Raw genomic sequence first — 16,322 nt, 5'->3', positions numbered from 1 at the left:
CAAGATGCCCCAAGATGCCCCAAGGTGCTCAACGGCGGCGCTGTCTGCGCTGATCGCGGCCTTCCGGCCGGGGCGGCGGCCACGGCTCCGGCGTCCCGTACGGCAGCTCGAACTTCTCGTCCGGTGCGAGCCGGGACAGCGCTTCCGTCAGACGCTCGCAGACCTGCTCGATCTCCCGGAATGTGCGCTTCCGTTCGGTGACGATCGCCGAGAGCAGCAGGGCCGTCAGGGACACGGTGCCGTTGAAGGCCTGCAGGACGACCATCTTCGAGAGGAGGTCATGACCGGCGAACGGACCCGACCCGACGGCCCCCGCGTAGATGGCGATCCCAGAGGCGATCAGCACACAGGGCGCGGCGCCGGCCAGCTGGAAGCGGAACGCCGCCCAGATCAGGAAGGGGACGACGAGGAAGAGAAGGTTGACCGAGGTGCGGGTGGCCACCACGGTGACCGCCGCCGTGCCGACCAGCAGGGCCACGGCCTCGGCCCAGCGGAGCACGGGGACGCCGCGTGGCCATCTGGCGCGGCGTGCGACCAGCAGCAGCGGGGCGATGACCAGGACCCCCATCGCGTCGCCCGTCCACCACACCGACCAGGTCGGCCAGAACGCGCCGGGCGACAGCGCGCCGAAGGCCACGAGGACGCCGGCGCCGACCGTCGCGCTGATCACCATCCCGCCCAGGGCGCCGAGGAAGACCAGCGCCAGGGCGTCCTGCAGCCGGTCGAGTTCGGTCCGGAAGCCCACGCGCCGCAGGAGGAGGTAGGCGCAGACGGGGGCGATCGTGTTGCCGGCCGCGATGAGGAGCACGGGGACGATCCACGGCCCGAGCGCCACGTTCACCAGAAACGCCCCGAGAGCGATGGCCGGCCACATGCGCAGGCCCCACAGCATCAGGGCGACGAGAGCGATCCCGGTGGGCGGCCAGAGCGGCGTGACCTGCCCCCGCACCAGTTCCTGCTGGAGCCCGATCCGGGCGCAGACGTAGTAGGCGGCCACCACGGCAGCCATCCGCAGGCCCACGGCGCGGTACTCCCGCAGCCGCTCCCGACGCGCCCGGTCGTCGCTCACACCTCGCCCTCCCGCCGCTGCCGGAGCCCCCCGTAACGCAGGACGAGGACCGCGGCGTCGTCGCTGTGGCCGGTGAGGTCCGCCACCTTGATCACCCGTGCGGCCAGCTCGTCCGGGTCGGCGCCACAGGCGCCGAGGGCCAGATCCGCCACCTGCGCGAGCCCTTCATCGATGGGGTAGCCGGGGCCCTCCACCACTCCGTCGGTGAACAGCACGTACGCGCCCACGTCGGTCAGCAGCCGGCGGGTCGACGGGTACCGCTCGCCGGCGACGATGCCCAGGGGCAGACCGCCGTCGTTCAGGACGATGTCACAGTGGCCGTCGGCCGTGGCCCAGACGGCGGGTACGTGCCCGGCGCGGGCGTCGGCCAGTTCGAGGGTGACCGGGTCGAAGCGCAGGAACGAGCAGGTCACGAACAGCCCGGAGTTCATGGCGACGAGCAGGTCGTTGGTGCGCCCCAGCACCTCCGCCGGGTCCGTGGTGGCGGTCGCGACGGCGCGCAGACAGGTGCGCACCTGCCCCATGAGAGCCGCGGCCTCCACGTCGTGGCCCTGTACGTCCCCGATGGCGAACCCGACGGAGCCGTCCGGCATGAGGAACCCGTCGTACCAGTCACCGCCGATGTCCAGCCCTGCCCGCGCGGGCGCGTACCGCCCCGCCACCTGCAGGCCGGCCAGCACCGGCAGCTCGGCGGCGAGGACCTGGCGCTGCAACGCGGCGGCGAGCTCGACGCGGGCCTGCTGGAACTTGATCCGCTCCAGTATCCGTCCGGTGAGATCCCCGAGCGTGTGCAGCAGCTCTCCGGTGCCACTGGACGACGTGGTGCGGCGGTGAGCGGGCATGGCATCACACTCCGGATACTGTCGGAGTTGCACCATATGGGCTATATTTCACCATTTCACGTTACCAACAGAGACCCGACGCCTGCCGGGATCGGCCCGGAGATCGGGCCGAAGGCCGGGCCCTCGGTCCAGGGCGGTCCAAGGCGGTCCAAGGCGACCCAGGGCCGCCCAGGGCGGTCGGAGCACCCGGGTGCCGCGCGAGCACACGAAACCGTGACGAGTCCGTCGGGCCCTCGCAACACCGTTGGCACCAGGCGAACTTGTAGGTTCGAACAGTGATCAGCACAAGCGAGGGTTCGAACGGCGCGACGGCACTTCTGGAGGTGCTGCTCGACGCGGCGCGGGAAGCCCCGGGTCAGACCGTCGTCCACGTCCGGGGGGACGGCAGCGAGCGCACCGTCACCTTCGCCGGGCTCCGGGACGAGGCACTGCGCGTCGCGGGCGGGCTGGTCGCCGCGGGCGTGGAGCCGGGAACCCCGCTGCCCCTGGTCGCCGACCGGGGAGAGGACTTCCAGCCCATGTTCTGGGGCGCGCTGGCGGCGGGCGCCGTCCCCGTGCCGCTCGCCCCCGAGGCGCACCGGGTGGCACCGGTGTGGGAACTCCTCGGCAGGCCGCCCCTGGTCGTGGACGGGGCCACCGCACCCCTGGCCGGAGAAATCCGGGGCACGGTACGGGCGTTGCACCTGGACGAACTCCGCGAGGGCCGTCGGCCCCTGCGACTGCCGCGGCCAGCACCCCGGGACATCGCGTTCCTGCAGTTCTCCTCGGGAAGCACCGGCTCACCCAAGGGCGTGGAGCTGACCCACGCGGGCGTCCTCGCCAACCTCCGCCAGATACGGACCGCGACCGCGCTGACCGGCGACGACGTGACCGCGACCTGGATGCCGTACTTCCACGACATGGGCCTGATCGGCACGCATCTGGTGCCCATGGCGGCCCGCCTGAAGCAGGTGCGGCTGGAGCCGCTGTCCTTCGCCAAGCGTCCCGCCCTGTGGTTCGAGGCCGTGGCACGGCACCGCGCGACCGTCCTTTCCGCGGCCAACTTCGCCCTCGCCCTCGCCGTACGACGTGTGCCGCCCAGCGCCCTGGCCGGCCTCGACCTGAGCTGCGTTCGGCTCATGCTCGTCGGCGCCGAGCCCATCGCGCCGCGCGTCTGGCGGGAGTTCACGGCCCGTACGTCCCCGGCCGGGCTGGACGCCCGCGCCCCGCTGCCGGTGTACGGACTGGCCGAGGCCACGCTCGCCGTGACCGTCCCGCCCCTGGGGGAGATCGCCGAACCGCTCGTACTGGACCGTGCCGCACTCAGCAGGGGCCGCGCCGTGGAGACCGGACCGGGGCCGCACGCCGTGGAGTTGATGGACGTCGGCCGTCCCGTGAAGGGCTGCGAGGTACGGATCACCGACGGTTCCGGCGGTTCCGGAGGACCGCTGGACGACCTGCGTGTGGGGCACGTGGAGGTACGTGGACCCCAGGTGGGACGCGGCTACCACCGGGCGCCCGAGGCGAGCGCCGCCACGTTCACCGAGGACGGCTGGCTGCGCACCGGGGATCTCGGGTTCCTGCGGGCCGGGCGGCTGTGCGTGACCGGGCGCCACAAGGACGTGGTCTTCGTCAACGGCCGTACGTTCCATGCGCCGGACCTGGAGCAGGCCGTCGCCGCGACGCCGGGGCTGCCGCCGGGGGCGGTGGCCGTGGTGGGGTCCACCGTCCCGGACAGCGGGAGCGAACGGGTCGTCGCGTTCGTGCAGTGGGCGCGTCCGCCGCTGGGCACGGCCGGGCCGGTGCTGCGGGCCGCCGCGGCCCGGCTGCGGGAGGCGCTCGGGCACGACGACGTGCGGGTGCTGCCGCTGCCGCCGGGGGCGTTTCCCCGTACCACCAGCGGGAAGCTGCGCCGGGGCGTCATGCGTACGCGCTTCGAGTCCGGTGCGTACGCCACCGTCGAGGGCCGCTGGGCGGACGTTCCGGCTCCGGGTCCGGCTTCGGGTCCGGCTTCGGCTTCTGTCGCGGCTCCGGCAGTGGCGGGCTCGCCTCGGTCGCTGCGTGACGTCCAGGAGTCGGTGCGGAAGGTCTGGGCGCAGGTCCTGGAGCGGCCCGAGGCGGAGATCGGGCTGCACGAACGGTTCTTCGACCTGGGTGGCTCCTCGCTCAGGGCGATGGCCGTGCTCGCCGGGCTGGAGGACACCTTCTCCGTCACCGTGGAGCCTCGTGTCCTACGGGACCACGACACCGTGGCGGCGCTGGCCGGGCATGTGATCGGTCTGCTCACGGATACGAGTGAAGGCACAGAGGGCACAGAGGGCACAGAGGGCACGCAAGGCACCGAACGCGGTGAACGCGGTGAACGCGGTGAAGCAACCGGCGATGCGCCCCACCCCGCTGGTGCCCTCGCCGTACTCGCGACCGCCTGCCGTTTCCCCAGTGCCGCGACCCCCCAGGCGTTCTGGGAGCTCCTCGTCTCCGGAGGCGACACCGTCGGTGACGTACCCGAGGGCCGCTGGACAGGCGCACCCGCGCCGGACGCCCGCTTCGGCTCCTTCCTCACCGACCCGGACCCGGCCGCCTTCGACGCCGTCTTCTTCGGCATGGACGACACGGAGGCACGCGCGACCGACCCACAGGCGCGGATCTTCCTGGAACTGGCCCACGAGGCGCTGGAACGCGCCGGGTACGCGGGCCCCCGGCGGACCGGCCGCAGGATCGGCGTGTTCGTGGCCGCCGGTGAGAGCGGCTACCGCGAGGTCCTGGCCGAAGCCGCGGACGGCGACCTCGCCCGCCACCCCGCCGCCCTCACCGGCAACCTGCCCAACCTGCTCGCCGCCCGTCTCTCGCAAGCACTGGACCTGAACGGCCCGGCTCTCGCGGTCGACACGGCGTGCTCCTCGGCACTGGTCGCCCTGCACCTGGCCCGGCAGAGCCTGCTGTCCGGCGAGTGCGACCTCGCCGTGGTCGGTGGCGTCAACCTGGGCCTGACGCCGACCGGCCACCGGCTGCTCGAAGCAACGGGTGCGCTGTCCCCGACCGGCCGGTGCCGTGCGTTCGGCGCCGACGCCGACGGGTTCGTCCCCGGAGAAGGCGGCGCGACCCTCGTCCTCGCCCGCCTGGACGACGCCCTGGACGCCGGTGATCCAGTACTCGCGCTCGTACGCGGTACGGCGGTGAACAACGACGGGCGCTCGCTGAGCCTGCTCGCCCCCAACCCGCACGGCCAGCGCGAGGTCCTGACCCGCGCCTACCGCGAGTGCGGCGTCGATCCGGCCGCCGTGTCCTACGTCGAGGCGCACGGCACGGGCACCCCCGTCGGCGACCCCGTCGAGGCGCAGTCGCTCGGGCACGCGTTCCCGCCCCGTGCCGACGGGGCGGTGCGGCGGCTCGGCTCGGTCAAGGCGAACCTGGGGCACCTGCTCAACGCCGCCGGTATGCCCGCCCTGGTCAAGGTCGTCCTCGCGCTGGCCCACCGGCAGCTCCCGCCCTCCCCGCACAGCACCCCGCCCGCGCCGTTCCTCGAACGCGTCGCACCCGGGTTCGCGCTCGTCACCGAGCACCAGGAGTGGCACGACGAGGGCCGCCCGCTGGTGGCGGGGGTGAACGCCTTCGGCTTCGGCGGCACCAACGCGCACGCCGTCCTGGAGGAGGCACCGAGCCGCCGCCCCGAGCAACACGAGCCGCCCTCCGTCACCGCTCACGGCCCGCACCTGCTGACGCTGTCGGCCCGCACCGGAGAAGCGCTGCGCGCCGCCGCCGGCGACCTGGCCGCCCATCTGCGGGCCCACCCCGAACTGGACGAGGGCGACGTCTGCGCCACCGTCAACACCGCCCGCGACGAGGGCCGGTACCGCCTCGCCCTGGTCGCCGACGGCGACCTCGCGGACCGCCTCGAAGCCGCTCGCGACGAGGGTGCCGTCGCGCGCCCCCGGCCGCGTACCGTCTTTCTGCTGCCGGGCCAGGGCGCGCTCCGCCCCGGTCAGGGCCGGGCCCTGTACGGGTCGGCTCCGGTGTTCCGCGAGGTCCTGGACGAGGCGTCCTCGCTCACCGGGCCGGTCCTCGGCCGCTCCCTGGCCGCCTGGTGCCTGGACGAGGACGCCGACTCCGCCGCGCTGGCGAGGACGGAGGTGACCCAGCCGCTGCTGGTCGCGTTCGGCGTAGGGCTGGCCGGGCAACTGGCCGCCTGGGGTGTGCGGGCCGACGCGGTCGTGGGCCACAGCGTCGGCGAGATCACCGCCGCGTGCGTCTCCGGCACGCTGACCCTGGCCGAGGCGGTGGGGTTCGCCGCCGAACGAGGGCGCCTGGTGGGCGAGCTCGCCGCACCGGGGGCCATGGCGGCCGTGCGGGGTGACGAGGACACCGTCGCCGCCGTGATCGCCGCGTCCGACGGGGCACTGTGCCTGGCCGCCGTCAACTCACCCGCGCAGGTCGTGCTGGCGGGCGAGGAGGACGCCGTCGACCGGGCGGTGGCGGAACTGACGGCCCGCGGTGTGGCCGCGCGCCGCCTCCGCGTCTCGCACGCCTTCCACTCACCGATGCTGGAACCGGTCCTCGAACCCCTGCGCAACGCGGCCAAGACGCTGACGCTCCACCCGGCGGGGACGGCGGGCACACCGATGCTGAGCACCGTCACCGGTCAGTGGAGCCCCGCGCTGACACCCCAGTACTGGCACGAGCACGCGATCCGGCCGGTGCGGTTCGGCGCCGCCGTCGCCCGACTGCTCGACGAGGGGTACGACACTTACGTCGAACTCGGCTCCGGTGACTCCCTCTGCGGCCCTGTCCGCACGGTCGCAGCCGCCTCACGGCACACCACGGCCGCCTCGGAGGTGGCGGTCCTGCCCGCGCTGGGCGACCAGAGGTCCGGGGCGGGGGCGTTGCTGGAGACGGTGGGGCGGCTGTGGACGCGGGGGACGGCCCTGTCCCCGACGGCTCTGCCCATCGAGGGCGCGGGGCGGCGGCGGGTGCCCGTGCCCACGTACCCGTTCCAGCGCGGCCACCACTGGCCGGGGCGGCAGCCCGGCCCGGTCCCGGCTCCCAGCGGCACACCAACACCGGCACCGGCACCGGCACCGGCATCGGCATCGGCATCGGCATCGGCTCCCGGCGGTACACCGGTACCAGTTCCCAGCGGCACGCCGGTACCGCAACGCCTCGTCTGGAGCGACGCCCCGCTCACCGCAGCCCCCGGCCCCCGTGCCGTACGGCTGGCCGGTGCCGACAGCGCGCTCGGGCGGGCTCTCGCCGACCGGCTCACCCGGCGCGGAGTGACCGTGCTGGGCCAGCACGACGCCTCGGGGCCGACCGCCCCGGACACCGTGGTGTGGCTCGCCGATGCCGCCACGGACCCCGCGACGCGCTCGGCCATCGCCGAGCTGCGCGAGGTGATGCCCCTGCTCGGCACAGGTCCCGCCCGGCTGCTGCTGGTCACCGAGGACGTACACACCACCGGCGTCCAGCCGGAACGGTCGCGCCCCGAGCACGCACTGCTGCACGGCTTCGCCCTCGCCCTGCCCGAGGAGCACCCGGGCCTGTCCTCACGCAGCATCGACCTGTCCTCGCGGGACGCGCTCGACTCCCGGCTCGACGTGCTCGAACGCGAGTTGTACGCCCAGGACGTACCCGGCGCCGGGGGTACGGTCGCCTGGCGGGCGGGCCGCCGGCTGACCCGTACGCCCGTCGCCGTGAGCGCCGACGCGGGCGGCACGACCGCGAAGGTCTTGCCCCCGGACGGCACGTACCTGATCACGGGGGGCGCGGGCGGGCTCGGGTCCGCGCTGGCCCGCGATCTCGCGGAGAGGGGCTCGCCGGACATCGTCCTCACCGGGCGCACCGCCACACCGCCCCGGGACCTGCTCGCCGAGCTGCGGGCGCGGGGCGCACGGGCCCGCTACCACGCGGTCGACGTCTGCGACGAGGCAGCCGTCGACGCGCTCGTCGCCGGTCTGCCGCCCCTGGACGGGGTGTTCCACGCCGCGGGTACGGCCCGCCCCGGCAGCCTGCGCGGCAAGCCTGACGCGGAGATCGAGGACGTTCTCGCCGCGAAGGTGCGAGGCACCGCGCTGCTCGCCGGGGCGCTGCGCCGCCACGGCCACGACGACGCCGTGTGCGTCGCCTTCTCCTCCGTCTCGTCCGTACTGCCCGGCCTGGCCGGCGCACTCGGCGACTACGCGGCCGCGGGCGCCTTCCTCGACGCCTTCGCCGCCGCCGAGCGGGCGGCGGGCCGACCGTGGCAGGCGATCGGTTTCGGCCCTGTCGCCGACACGGGGCTGGCGAGCGGTATGGCAAGTGGTACGGCAAGTGGTACGGCGGGTGCCATGGCGAACGGTGTGCGGGCCCGGGGGCTCGCGCCCATGACCGCACGCGCCGCGCTGGCGGGCCTGTACGCGGCGATCGGCGTGGACGCGGCCCATGTACTGGTGACGGGCACAGCGGACCCGACGGCCGGACCCGCACCCACCGGCACCCCAGCGACCGGTACCCGCGACACCACGGACCGGACATCCGCTCGCCCCGCCCCCCGGCCCGAGGGAGACCCGTCCCACGTCGCCGACCTCGTACGCCACCTCCTGGCCGATGCCCTGCACCGCGCCCCGGAGGACATCGGCGACGACGAGCAGTTCCTCACGCTCGGGCTGGACTCCCTCACCGCCGTGGACCTCGCGCGCCGTCTGGAGAGGGAGCTCGGCCGGACGCTGCCGGCCACCCTGCTCTTCGAGTACCGCACGCTCGGCGAACTGGCCGCCCACCTGGCCACCGGGCCCCAGCCGACCCCGACCGTCTCCGGTTTCTCCGGTTACTCCGGTTACGAGTCCCCGGCAGACGACGGCCTCCCCGACCTCCTCACCCCGCTGCAACTCGCCTTCCACACCACCGAGGCGCTCCACGAGGGCGTCACCGCCTACGGCTACGTCCGCCAGAGCATCAGCGGCCCCCTCGACAGCGAGCTCCTCGGCCGGGCCCTGGCCCGCCTCTCCGCCCGCCACCCCATGCTGCGCCTGCGGATCACCCGGGACGGCGACACCCGGCCACGCCAGTACGCGGTACCCGCCGCGCCCGTCGATGCCGCACCCAGCTGGTACGAGGTGAGGGAACCGGCCACGCATCAGCCTTACGAGCCGGCCGAGCTCGAACAGACCCTGTGCAACCGCCCGTTCGACCTGACCTCCCAGGACCCCGTACGAGCCGTCCTCGTACGCGAGCACCCGCACCTCTCCCATCTGCTCCTGGTCGTCCACCACGCCGCCGCGGACGGCTTCAGCCTCAAGGTGCTCGGCGAGGAGCTGTGGGCGCTCTACACAGCACTCGCCCGGGGCGACGACAGCGCACCCGAACTCCCGTCCCCGCAAGCGCAGTTCGCCGACTACGCGGCGGCCGTCACCGCCGAGCGGCAGTCCCCCGCACACGCACGGGACCAGGAGTACTGGCGAGACCGCCTCGCCGAGCACGCCGCAGTCGTCGCCGTCGGCGCGGCGGCACCGGCCCTGCCGTACGACGGCGATCCCGAGGCGCCGCCCGCCCCGCCGCTCGCCCACCACCGCACCGTCGTCGACGAAACCCTGACGGCCGCGCTCCGCGAGGTCGCCGCCCGGCACGGGGTCTCCCTGTTCCACCTGCTGCTGGCGGTGTACGGCCGTTGCCTGGCGCGGTGGAGCGGACAGCGGGCGGTTGCCGTCAATGTGGCGCGGTCCCGCCGCGAACTGCCGCTCCCCGGCATCGACCGTCTGGTGGGTCCGCTGGCCGACACCCTGCCGGTGTTCGTGACCGTCGACCCCGACGAACCCGTAACCGTACTGGCCGAACGACTGCGGCGGATCTGGCGGGAGGCCGAGGCCCACGCGACCCTGAGCAGCCCCGACATCGCACGGCTGCTGTCCACCGCCGGCCGGGGCCCCGGCCCCGCGCCGCGCACGGCCGCCGAGGCGGGGTTCAGCTTCGCCCGCTTCCCCGTGGTCCACGGCGCCGACTGGCCGGTCACCGTGACGCCGACGGCCGCGGCCACCGCCACCGCCGCCACCCGGCTCGGACTGCTGTGCTGGGAGGCCGACGCGAGCCTGCGCCTGTCGTGGAACCACCCCGCCCACCTGTTCCGCCCCGAGACCGTTCGCCGCCTCGCCGACGCGTACGTCGACGAACTGCGCGCCACCGTCGAGGAACCCCAGACAGCAGCACGGGATTCGGTGGATGTGACGGCGGACGAGGACGCCGGCGGCGGGATCGTGGACCGGCTGTGCGCGCGGCTGCGTGCCACGCCCGAGGCCGTCGCGGTCGACACCGGACGCACCACCCTCACCTACGCGGCCCTCGACGAGTCCTCCGCCGCCCTCGCGGCCCGTCTGCGCGCCCACGGCGTACGGCCAGGCGACCTGGTCGGACTGCTCACCGAACCGGGCGCGGACACCGTCACCGGCGTCATCGGCATCCTGCGGTCGGGCGCCGGTTGGGTCCCCCTGGACGCCACCCATCCCGCCGCCCGGCACCGGGACCAGGTGAGCCGTACGGGAGTCCGTGTGCTGGTGTGCGACGCGACGACCCGCGCCGCCGCTGCCGCCGTACCGGGCGACGTCACGCTGGTCGCCACCGACGCCCCGTCACCGGCCCCGCCCGCGCCCGACACCGTGCCGGACCCCGCACCGGGCGGGCAGCCCACCGCCAGTCCCGACTCCACCGCGTACGTGATCTTCACGTCCGGCTCGACGGGCCGCCCCAAGGCCGTCCCGGTGACCCACCGGTCCATGACCGCCTACCTCGACTGGGCGCTGTCCACCTTCGGCTACGCCCCGGGCGACCGGCTCGTACAGACCGCGTCGATCTGCTTCGACGCCTCCGTACGCCAGTTGCTGGCGCCGCTCCTCGCCGGAGCCACGGTGCACACCCTCACCCGGGACCTGCTGCGTGACCCCGAGGCGCTCTTGGACCGCGTCGTGGAGGACCGGATCACGGTGTGGAGTTCGGTGCCGACGCTGTGGGAGGGGCTGCTGACCGCGGCCGAGAACCGCGTCCGGGAAGGCGGCCCGGTCCCGGACCTGTCCGCGCTGCGCTGGGTCCACGTCGGAGGCGAGGCACTGCCCGCCGCGCACGTACGGCGCTGGTTCGACCTGCTCGACGCCGCAGGCGACCGTGGCTCCGGCAACCGCGGCTCCGGTCACCGGATCTCCAACCTCTACGGCCCCACCGAAGCCACCATCAACGCCACCTGTCACATCATCACCACCCGCCCCGCCGACGACGTACGGCACCTGCCCATCGGCCGGCCGATCGCCGGAACCGAACTGGCCGTCGTGGACGAGGACGGCCGCCCCTGCGGCCCGGGGGAGGCCGGTGAACTCCTCATCACCGGAACCGGCCTGACCCCCGGCTACCTGGGCGACCCCGAACTCACCGCGGCGGCCTTCACCGAGCGGGACGGCCGCCGTTGGTACCGCAGCGGCGACCGTGTCCGCCGCGGCACCGACGGCGTGCTGGAGTTCCTGGGACGACTGGACGACCAGGTCAAGGTCCGCGGCCACCGGGTGGAGCTCGGCGAGGTCGAGGCCGCCCTGCTCACCCACCCGGGCGTGGCTCGCGCGGCCGTACTGCTGCGGGACGGGCGTCTCGTGGCGTACGTCGAGCCCCGGGCCGGCGCGGACGAGCCCGACGCCCGCGAGGTGCGTACCTTCCTGTCCGGCGTGCTGCCCCCGTACATGGTGCCCGCCCGCGTCCACTCCGTCCCGGCGCTCCCGCTGACCGGCACGGGCAAGATCGACCGCAACCGGCTGGCGCGGCCGGACGACACGACTACGACTACGACGGCCGACGCGGATCCCACACCCCGGCGCGGGACCCCGCCCGCGACCCCCACCGAACGCCTGGTCGCGGGCGTGTGGTGCGAGGTGCTGGAGGTGCCGGGGGTCTTCCAGGAGGACGACTTCTTCACGCTCGGCGGCGACTCCATGACGGTGCTGGAGCTGTTCGCCCGCCTGCGCACCGCGCGCCCCGCCCTGCCACGCCCGACCGCCATCTACACGCACCGCACGCTGAGCGCCTTGGCAGCGGCCGTCGACGCCGCCACCGAGACTGGCGAGACCACGGACCCGGCACCCATGTCCCCAGCCACCGACACCGTCCCGCCCCCTACCCCTCACCCCCTCCCAACGGGGCTTCCTCCTCGCCGACGCCCTCACCGACTCCCTCACCAACTCCCTGGCGCCCGGCGGGGGCTCCGCCTGGCTGGCCCGTTTCCGCCTCACCGGCCCCTTGAACCACGACCTCTTCCAGCGCTCGGTCGACGTTCTGGTAGCCCGGCACCCCATGCTCCGCACCGTCTTCCCGGCCGGTACGCGCCCACCCGTGCAGCAGGAACTGCCCGCCTCGCTGCGCCTGCCCGTCGAGACGGAGACCCTGGCCCACCCGGACGTGCTGGAGGAACGGGTCGCCGAGGAGGCACGACGCCGCTTCGAACCGTGGGCATGGCCGCTGCTGCGTCTGCGCCTGTTCACTGTTTCGGCCGACGAGCACGTCCTCCTGGTCCACGCCCACCACCTCATCGGTGACGGCTACAGCGCCGCCCTGCTCGCCCGCGAACTCCTCACCGTGTACGACCGGTTCGAGCGAGGCCTGCCCGACGGCCTGGACCCACTGCGCTCCACCTTCCGTGACCACGTCGCACTCCTCACGGAACGTACGCAGGCATCGAACCCACGCCCATCCGGCGATCCACAGGCTGTGGACTACGACGCCCGCCACCGCGCCCCCTACGCCCCACCCGTGCTCCGCGCGGCCCGCCCCGACAGCCCCACCGCCCCCGTCTTCCACACCACGGGCTTCACCCTCGACAGCACCCGGACACAGGCACTGCGCCACCTCGCACGGGACGCCGACACCACGCCGTACGCACCCTTCCTCACCGCGTACTACCGCGCCCTCTCCGCGCTCACCGGCCGCCGCGACCTGGTGCTCGGCCTGGCAGTCACCGGGCGCGACGAGACCACGCGGGACGCACACCGCGTCTTCGGCCCGTTCGCCGAGGCGGTGGCACTGCGCCCGGCCGGACCCGGCGAGCCACTCACACCACCCGCTCCGCCCACACCGCCCACACTGCCCACTCCGCCCACACCGCCCGCGTTCGGCGAGGACCTGCGGAGGATCGCCGCCGAGGCGGTCGCGGCCCGTACCGCCGGGCCCCTGGACCTGCGTACGGACCGGGGGTTGCCGCGTACCGCCCAGTTCTTCTTCACCTTCCTCGACTTCACCTCCCTCGGTACGCCACCGGACACCACCCTCACCCTGCACACCGACGACACCGACACCGGCACCGCGCTCGCTCCGCCCCCGGTGGGCACGGACGTGTTCCTGGCGGTGCGGCCAACAGCGGACGGCAAGGGCATGCGTGTCACGGTCCGCGCGTCGGCGACGGCCCTCACCGACGACGAACTCACGGCTTTCGCAGGGGAGATACGCCACCAACTGGAGAACGCACCAAGCCCCAAGCCGACCCCCACCGTCCTCCCCTCTCCCTCCCCCTCCTCATCCCCCGCCCCCACCTCGACGCAGCCCTGGTCGGCTACCTGCCCACCCCCCACCAACTGGCCGCCTTCGCCGGACTGCCCCCGCAGGCGGCACCCGGGCGGGAACAGTTGCGCGCCCTGCTCTTCCCGGACGGCCGGGCCAGGCTGCTGGAGGCGGTCACCACGCCTCTCGGCAGATCGGGTTTCGTCTCACTCCCGGTGTTCGCCGACGAACTGGCCCCCGGCGGCGGCCTGGCCGCCCGGACCGCCCGCGGCGTCGAGCTCGCCGCGTCGCTCGGAGCACGGTGCGTGTCGCTCGCCGGCATGATCCCGTCCCTGACCAGCTACGGCTACGACGTCCTGCGGGAGACCCCCGCGACGACGACGGCGCTCACCACCGGGCACGCGACGACGACCGTCTCCGTGGTCAAGACCGTGCACGCCGCGCTCGACGCGACCGGCCGCGAGCTGTCGGAACTCACCCTCGCCGTCGTCGGCTGCGGATCGATCGGTACCTCGTCGCTACGGCTGCTGCTGGCCCGCGGCCCGCGTCCGCCGGCCCGGCTGGTCCTGTGCGACCTGCCCGGCAGCGGCCCACGGCTCGGCCGCCTCGCCATGGACCTGTCCGCCGAGCACCCCACGATGCGCATACGGGTCGTCGAGTCCGGCCGGGAGCTGCCCGCCGAGGTGTACGAGGCGGACGTCGTCGTCACCGCGGTCAGCGGCCCGACGAGGCTGCTGGACCCCGACCGGCTGCGGCCCGGCACGATCGTCGTCGACGACTCCTTCCCGCACTGCTTCGACACCGGACGAGCCCTCGACCGTATGAAGAACGAGCAGGACGTCCTCGTCGTCGGAGGCGGCCTGCTCGCGCTCGACGCCACCGAGACGCACGTGCCGGAGGATCTCCGCTCCCTGGCACGCACAGCCGGCGCGGGCCTGGAGGCCACCGGCCGCCACCACCTCCCCGGCACCCTCGCGTCATGCCGCCTGGAGTCCCTGCTCCACGCCCACATGACCGACCCGGCCCGCCCGTCGCCACCCCACGGAAACCGCCCCGCGCCACCACTGATCCACGGCCTGGTCGACCTGCCCCGCGCCCTCGCCTACTGGAACGCCGCCGACCTCACCGGAGTCCGCCCCGCCCTCCTGCACCTCCTCGACCACGTCATCACCCGGAGCGCCCTCGACGCCCTGCCTCCCTCGCAATGAACAGCGGGCGGTGCGGCAGGCAACAGAGCCCGGCACGGTCTCAGTCGGGTCGCTTCCACAACGGGTCACGGCCCGCGAGTCCCAGTGCGCGGTCGAACAGCGGCGCGGTGGGCGGCACCTCGACCTCGGGGCCGAACACCTTGTGCTGCCTGGCCGTCTCGGCCTTCCCGGCGACGTCCCCGTAGAGCGCCGCCGCGAGTTCGTCGTCCACGCGCAGTCGCTGCCCGGTGGCCACCGCCAGGTCCCAGCCGTGCAGCAGCCACTCCCCCAGGACGATCCCGCCGACGAAGGGAGCGGGCAGCTTTCCGCCGCCGGTCAGGGACGTCTCGCCCGCCCATGCCCCGGGATCGCTCCAGGCGGCGGCAGTCGCCGCCGACCGGACGGCATACGTCTCGGCCCAGCCCGGCTCCGCGGTGAGATCACGCCCTTCCGCCGCCTGACCCGGCAGGTCCCGCAGCGGCTCCTTTCGTGCGGCAGCGTGCCCCAGCACACCGGTCCAGTGGAACAGGTGGTTCACGAGTGCCCCGACTGTCATCTCCGGGCACGGGGTGCGCCGGTCGAGGTCGTCCGGCCCGATGCCGCGCACGACGCCCACGGCCGCCTCCGAGCCCCTGGCCATTACGGTTCTCAGCTCCATGTCGTCCCTTGTCGTCCCTTCCCCACCTGCCCTGAGGGCACAGTAGGAAGGACGGCGACGACGAGTCTTGAAGAAACGCGACAGCGGGCCGTCCTCCGAAGAGTGACGGACGGCACCACCGAGGTCGGGGAAGAGGACCGGTACCGGTCTACGGCCAGCCGTGTTCGGTGAGCGGGCCACTGCCGTCGAGATAGCCGCGCAGGCCGGCCTCCGGGTACTCGATGATGTCGTCGGGCAAGTCGTGAATGGTGAACCATTCAAGTTGCGAGGCACTTCTCCGGTTCCTTGTTGACGGGCCTGCCCTCCCACTTCGTGGCCTCGAAGAAGCCGATCCGCTCGGCGTCCTCGCCCTGCCGGTGGTGCACCACCTGGACCAGGCGAAGGTGAGCGGGGTCGACGACGACGCCCGTTTCTTCGCGCAGCTCACGCGCCGCACCGACGGTCAGGGGCTCACCCTCGTCGAGTTTGCCGGACGGCATGTGCCATCGGCCGCGACCGTAGGGTCCGCCCCTCCGCGAGAAGAGGATCTTGTCGCCGTCGCGAACGATGACGTGTGTGTCGATGACGGACTGTGCCGGTTGTCCGCTCATGTTTCCTGGGGGATGTGGCTGGTCGGGTCGGAGAACGGCATCAGGGGTGTGTTCCTGTCAGGCTGAGGTCACTTGCTGGGCCAACAGCAGCGCCAGCGGGCCGCCCTGCAGCAGGAACTGCCCCTTGGTGGCGGCCGTGATCGCGTCAGCCATGGGCCACCACTTGAGCTTGAAGTCCGCTTCAGTGGGCGTGAGTTGCTGCGGTCCGAGGGTGAGGCCTTCGGCCAGGAAGAGGTGGATGCGGGCAGGGGAGTCGAGGGTGATGGCGAATGAGCCCAGGTGGCGCCAGGCGGCGGCAGTGACACCGGCTTCCTCGCGCAGCTCGCGCCGAGCGCAGTCCCCCGCTGTCTCGCCTGCCTCACGGCGCCCTCCGGGCAGGAACGCGTACTCGCCGCCGTGCTGGGGGAATTCGGCGGTCAGGACGGCGACCATGCCGTCCGCGTCACGGGCCACGATGACGGAGGCGTCGCACCGCGCCCCCTGGTCGGTTGCTGCGGTCATGGC

At 73.8% G+C, this 16,322-nt stretch carries 7 protein-coding genes and 1 pseudogene; 3 read left to right on the top strand and 5 right to left on the bottom strand.

The annotated features are described in order from the left end of the window. Positions 1 to 28: 28 nt before the first annotated feature. Both E0500_RS09830 and E0500_RS09825 read right to left on the bottom strand, forming a co-directional pair. Positions 29 to 1,009, bottom strand: coding sequence for an MASE1 domain-containing protein (locus tag E0500_RS09830; protein ID WP_131564134.1), 981 nt, complete (start codon positions 1,007 to 1,009; stop codon positions 29 to 31). Positions 1,010 to 1,065: 56 nt separating this feature from the next. Further along, positions 1,066 to 1,911 (bottom strand): PP2C family protein-serine/threonine phosphatase, encoded by an 846-nt coding sequence (locus tag E0500_RS09825; protein WP_131564131.1) that lies wholly within the window; start codon positions 1,909 to 1,911, stop codon positions 1,066 to 1,068. 275 nt (positions 1,912 to 2,186) lie between these two features. Here E0500_RS09825 and E0500_RS09820 point away from each other — a divergent pair. The 3 genes and pseudogenes from E0500_RS09820 to E0500_RS43655 all read left to right on the top strand — a co-directional run. Beyond that, positions 2,187 to 11,921: pseudogene (locus E0500_RS09820) on the top strand (amino acid adenylation domain-containing protein); the annotation flags it as partial. 28 nt (positions 11,922 to 11,949) lie between these two features. Beyond that, a complete protein-coding gene (locus E0500_RS43660) occupies positions 11,950 to 13,707 on the top strand; it encodes a condensation domain-containing protein (RefSeq protein ID WP_399120179.1) in 1,758 nt (585 codons plus the stop codon). After that, the gene (locus tag E0500_RS43655) at positions 13,704 to 14,591 is read left to right on the top strand and encodes a hypothetical protein (RefSeq protein ID WP_258572707.1); all 888 of its coding nucleotides are present in this window, start codon (positions 13,704 to 13,706) and stop codon (positions 14,589 to 14,591) included. The genes E0500_RS43660 and E0500_RS43655 overlap by 4 nt, the downstream gene beginning before the upstream one ends. Before the next feature lie 40 nt (positions 14,592 to 14,631). On the opposite strand, the gene E0500_RS09815 is transcribed toward E0500_RS43655, so the two are convergent. The 3 genes from E0500_RS09815 to E0500_RS09805 form a co-directional block, all read right to left on the bottom strand. Then, entirely contained in the window at positions 14,632 to 15,228 is a 597-nt protein-coding gene (locus E0500_RS09815; RefSeq protein ID WP_131567835.1) for a TIGR03086 family metal-binding protein, read from the bottom strand. Between the two features lie 257 nt (positions 15,229 to 15,485). Continuing rightward, positions 15,486 to 15,818 (bottom strand): NUDIX domain-containing protein, encoded by a 333-nt coding sequence (locus E0500_RS09810; protein WP_258572705.1) that lies wholly within the window; start codon positions 15,816 to 15,818, stop codon positions 15,486 to 15,488. Between the two features lie 57 nt (positions 15,819 to 15,875). Continuing rightward, positions 15,876 to 16,319, bottom strand: coding sequence for an NUDIX hydrolase (locus E0500_RS09805; protein ID WP_131567837.1), 444 nt, complete (start codon positions 16,317 to 16,319; stop codon positions 15,876 to 15,878). Positions 16,320 to 16,322: the final 3 nt, after the last annotated feature.

The organism is Streptomyces sp. KM273126 (genome assembly GCF_004337435.2).
Lineage (GTDB): Bacteria > Actinomycetota > Actinomycetes > Streptomycetales > Streptomycetaceae > Streptomyces > Streptomyces acidicola.
The sequence above is the reverse complement of the archived record's forward strand: the minus strand, read 5'-3'. Positions and strand labels throughout refer to the sequence as shown.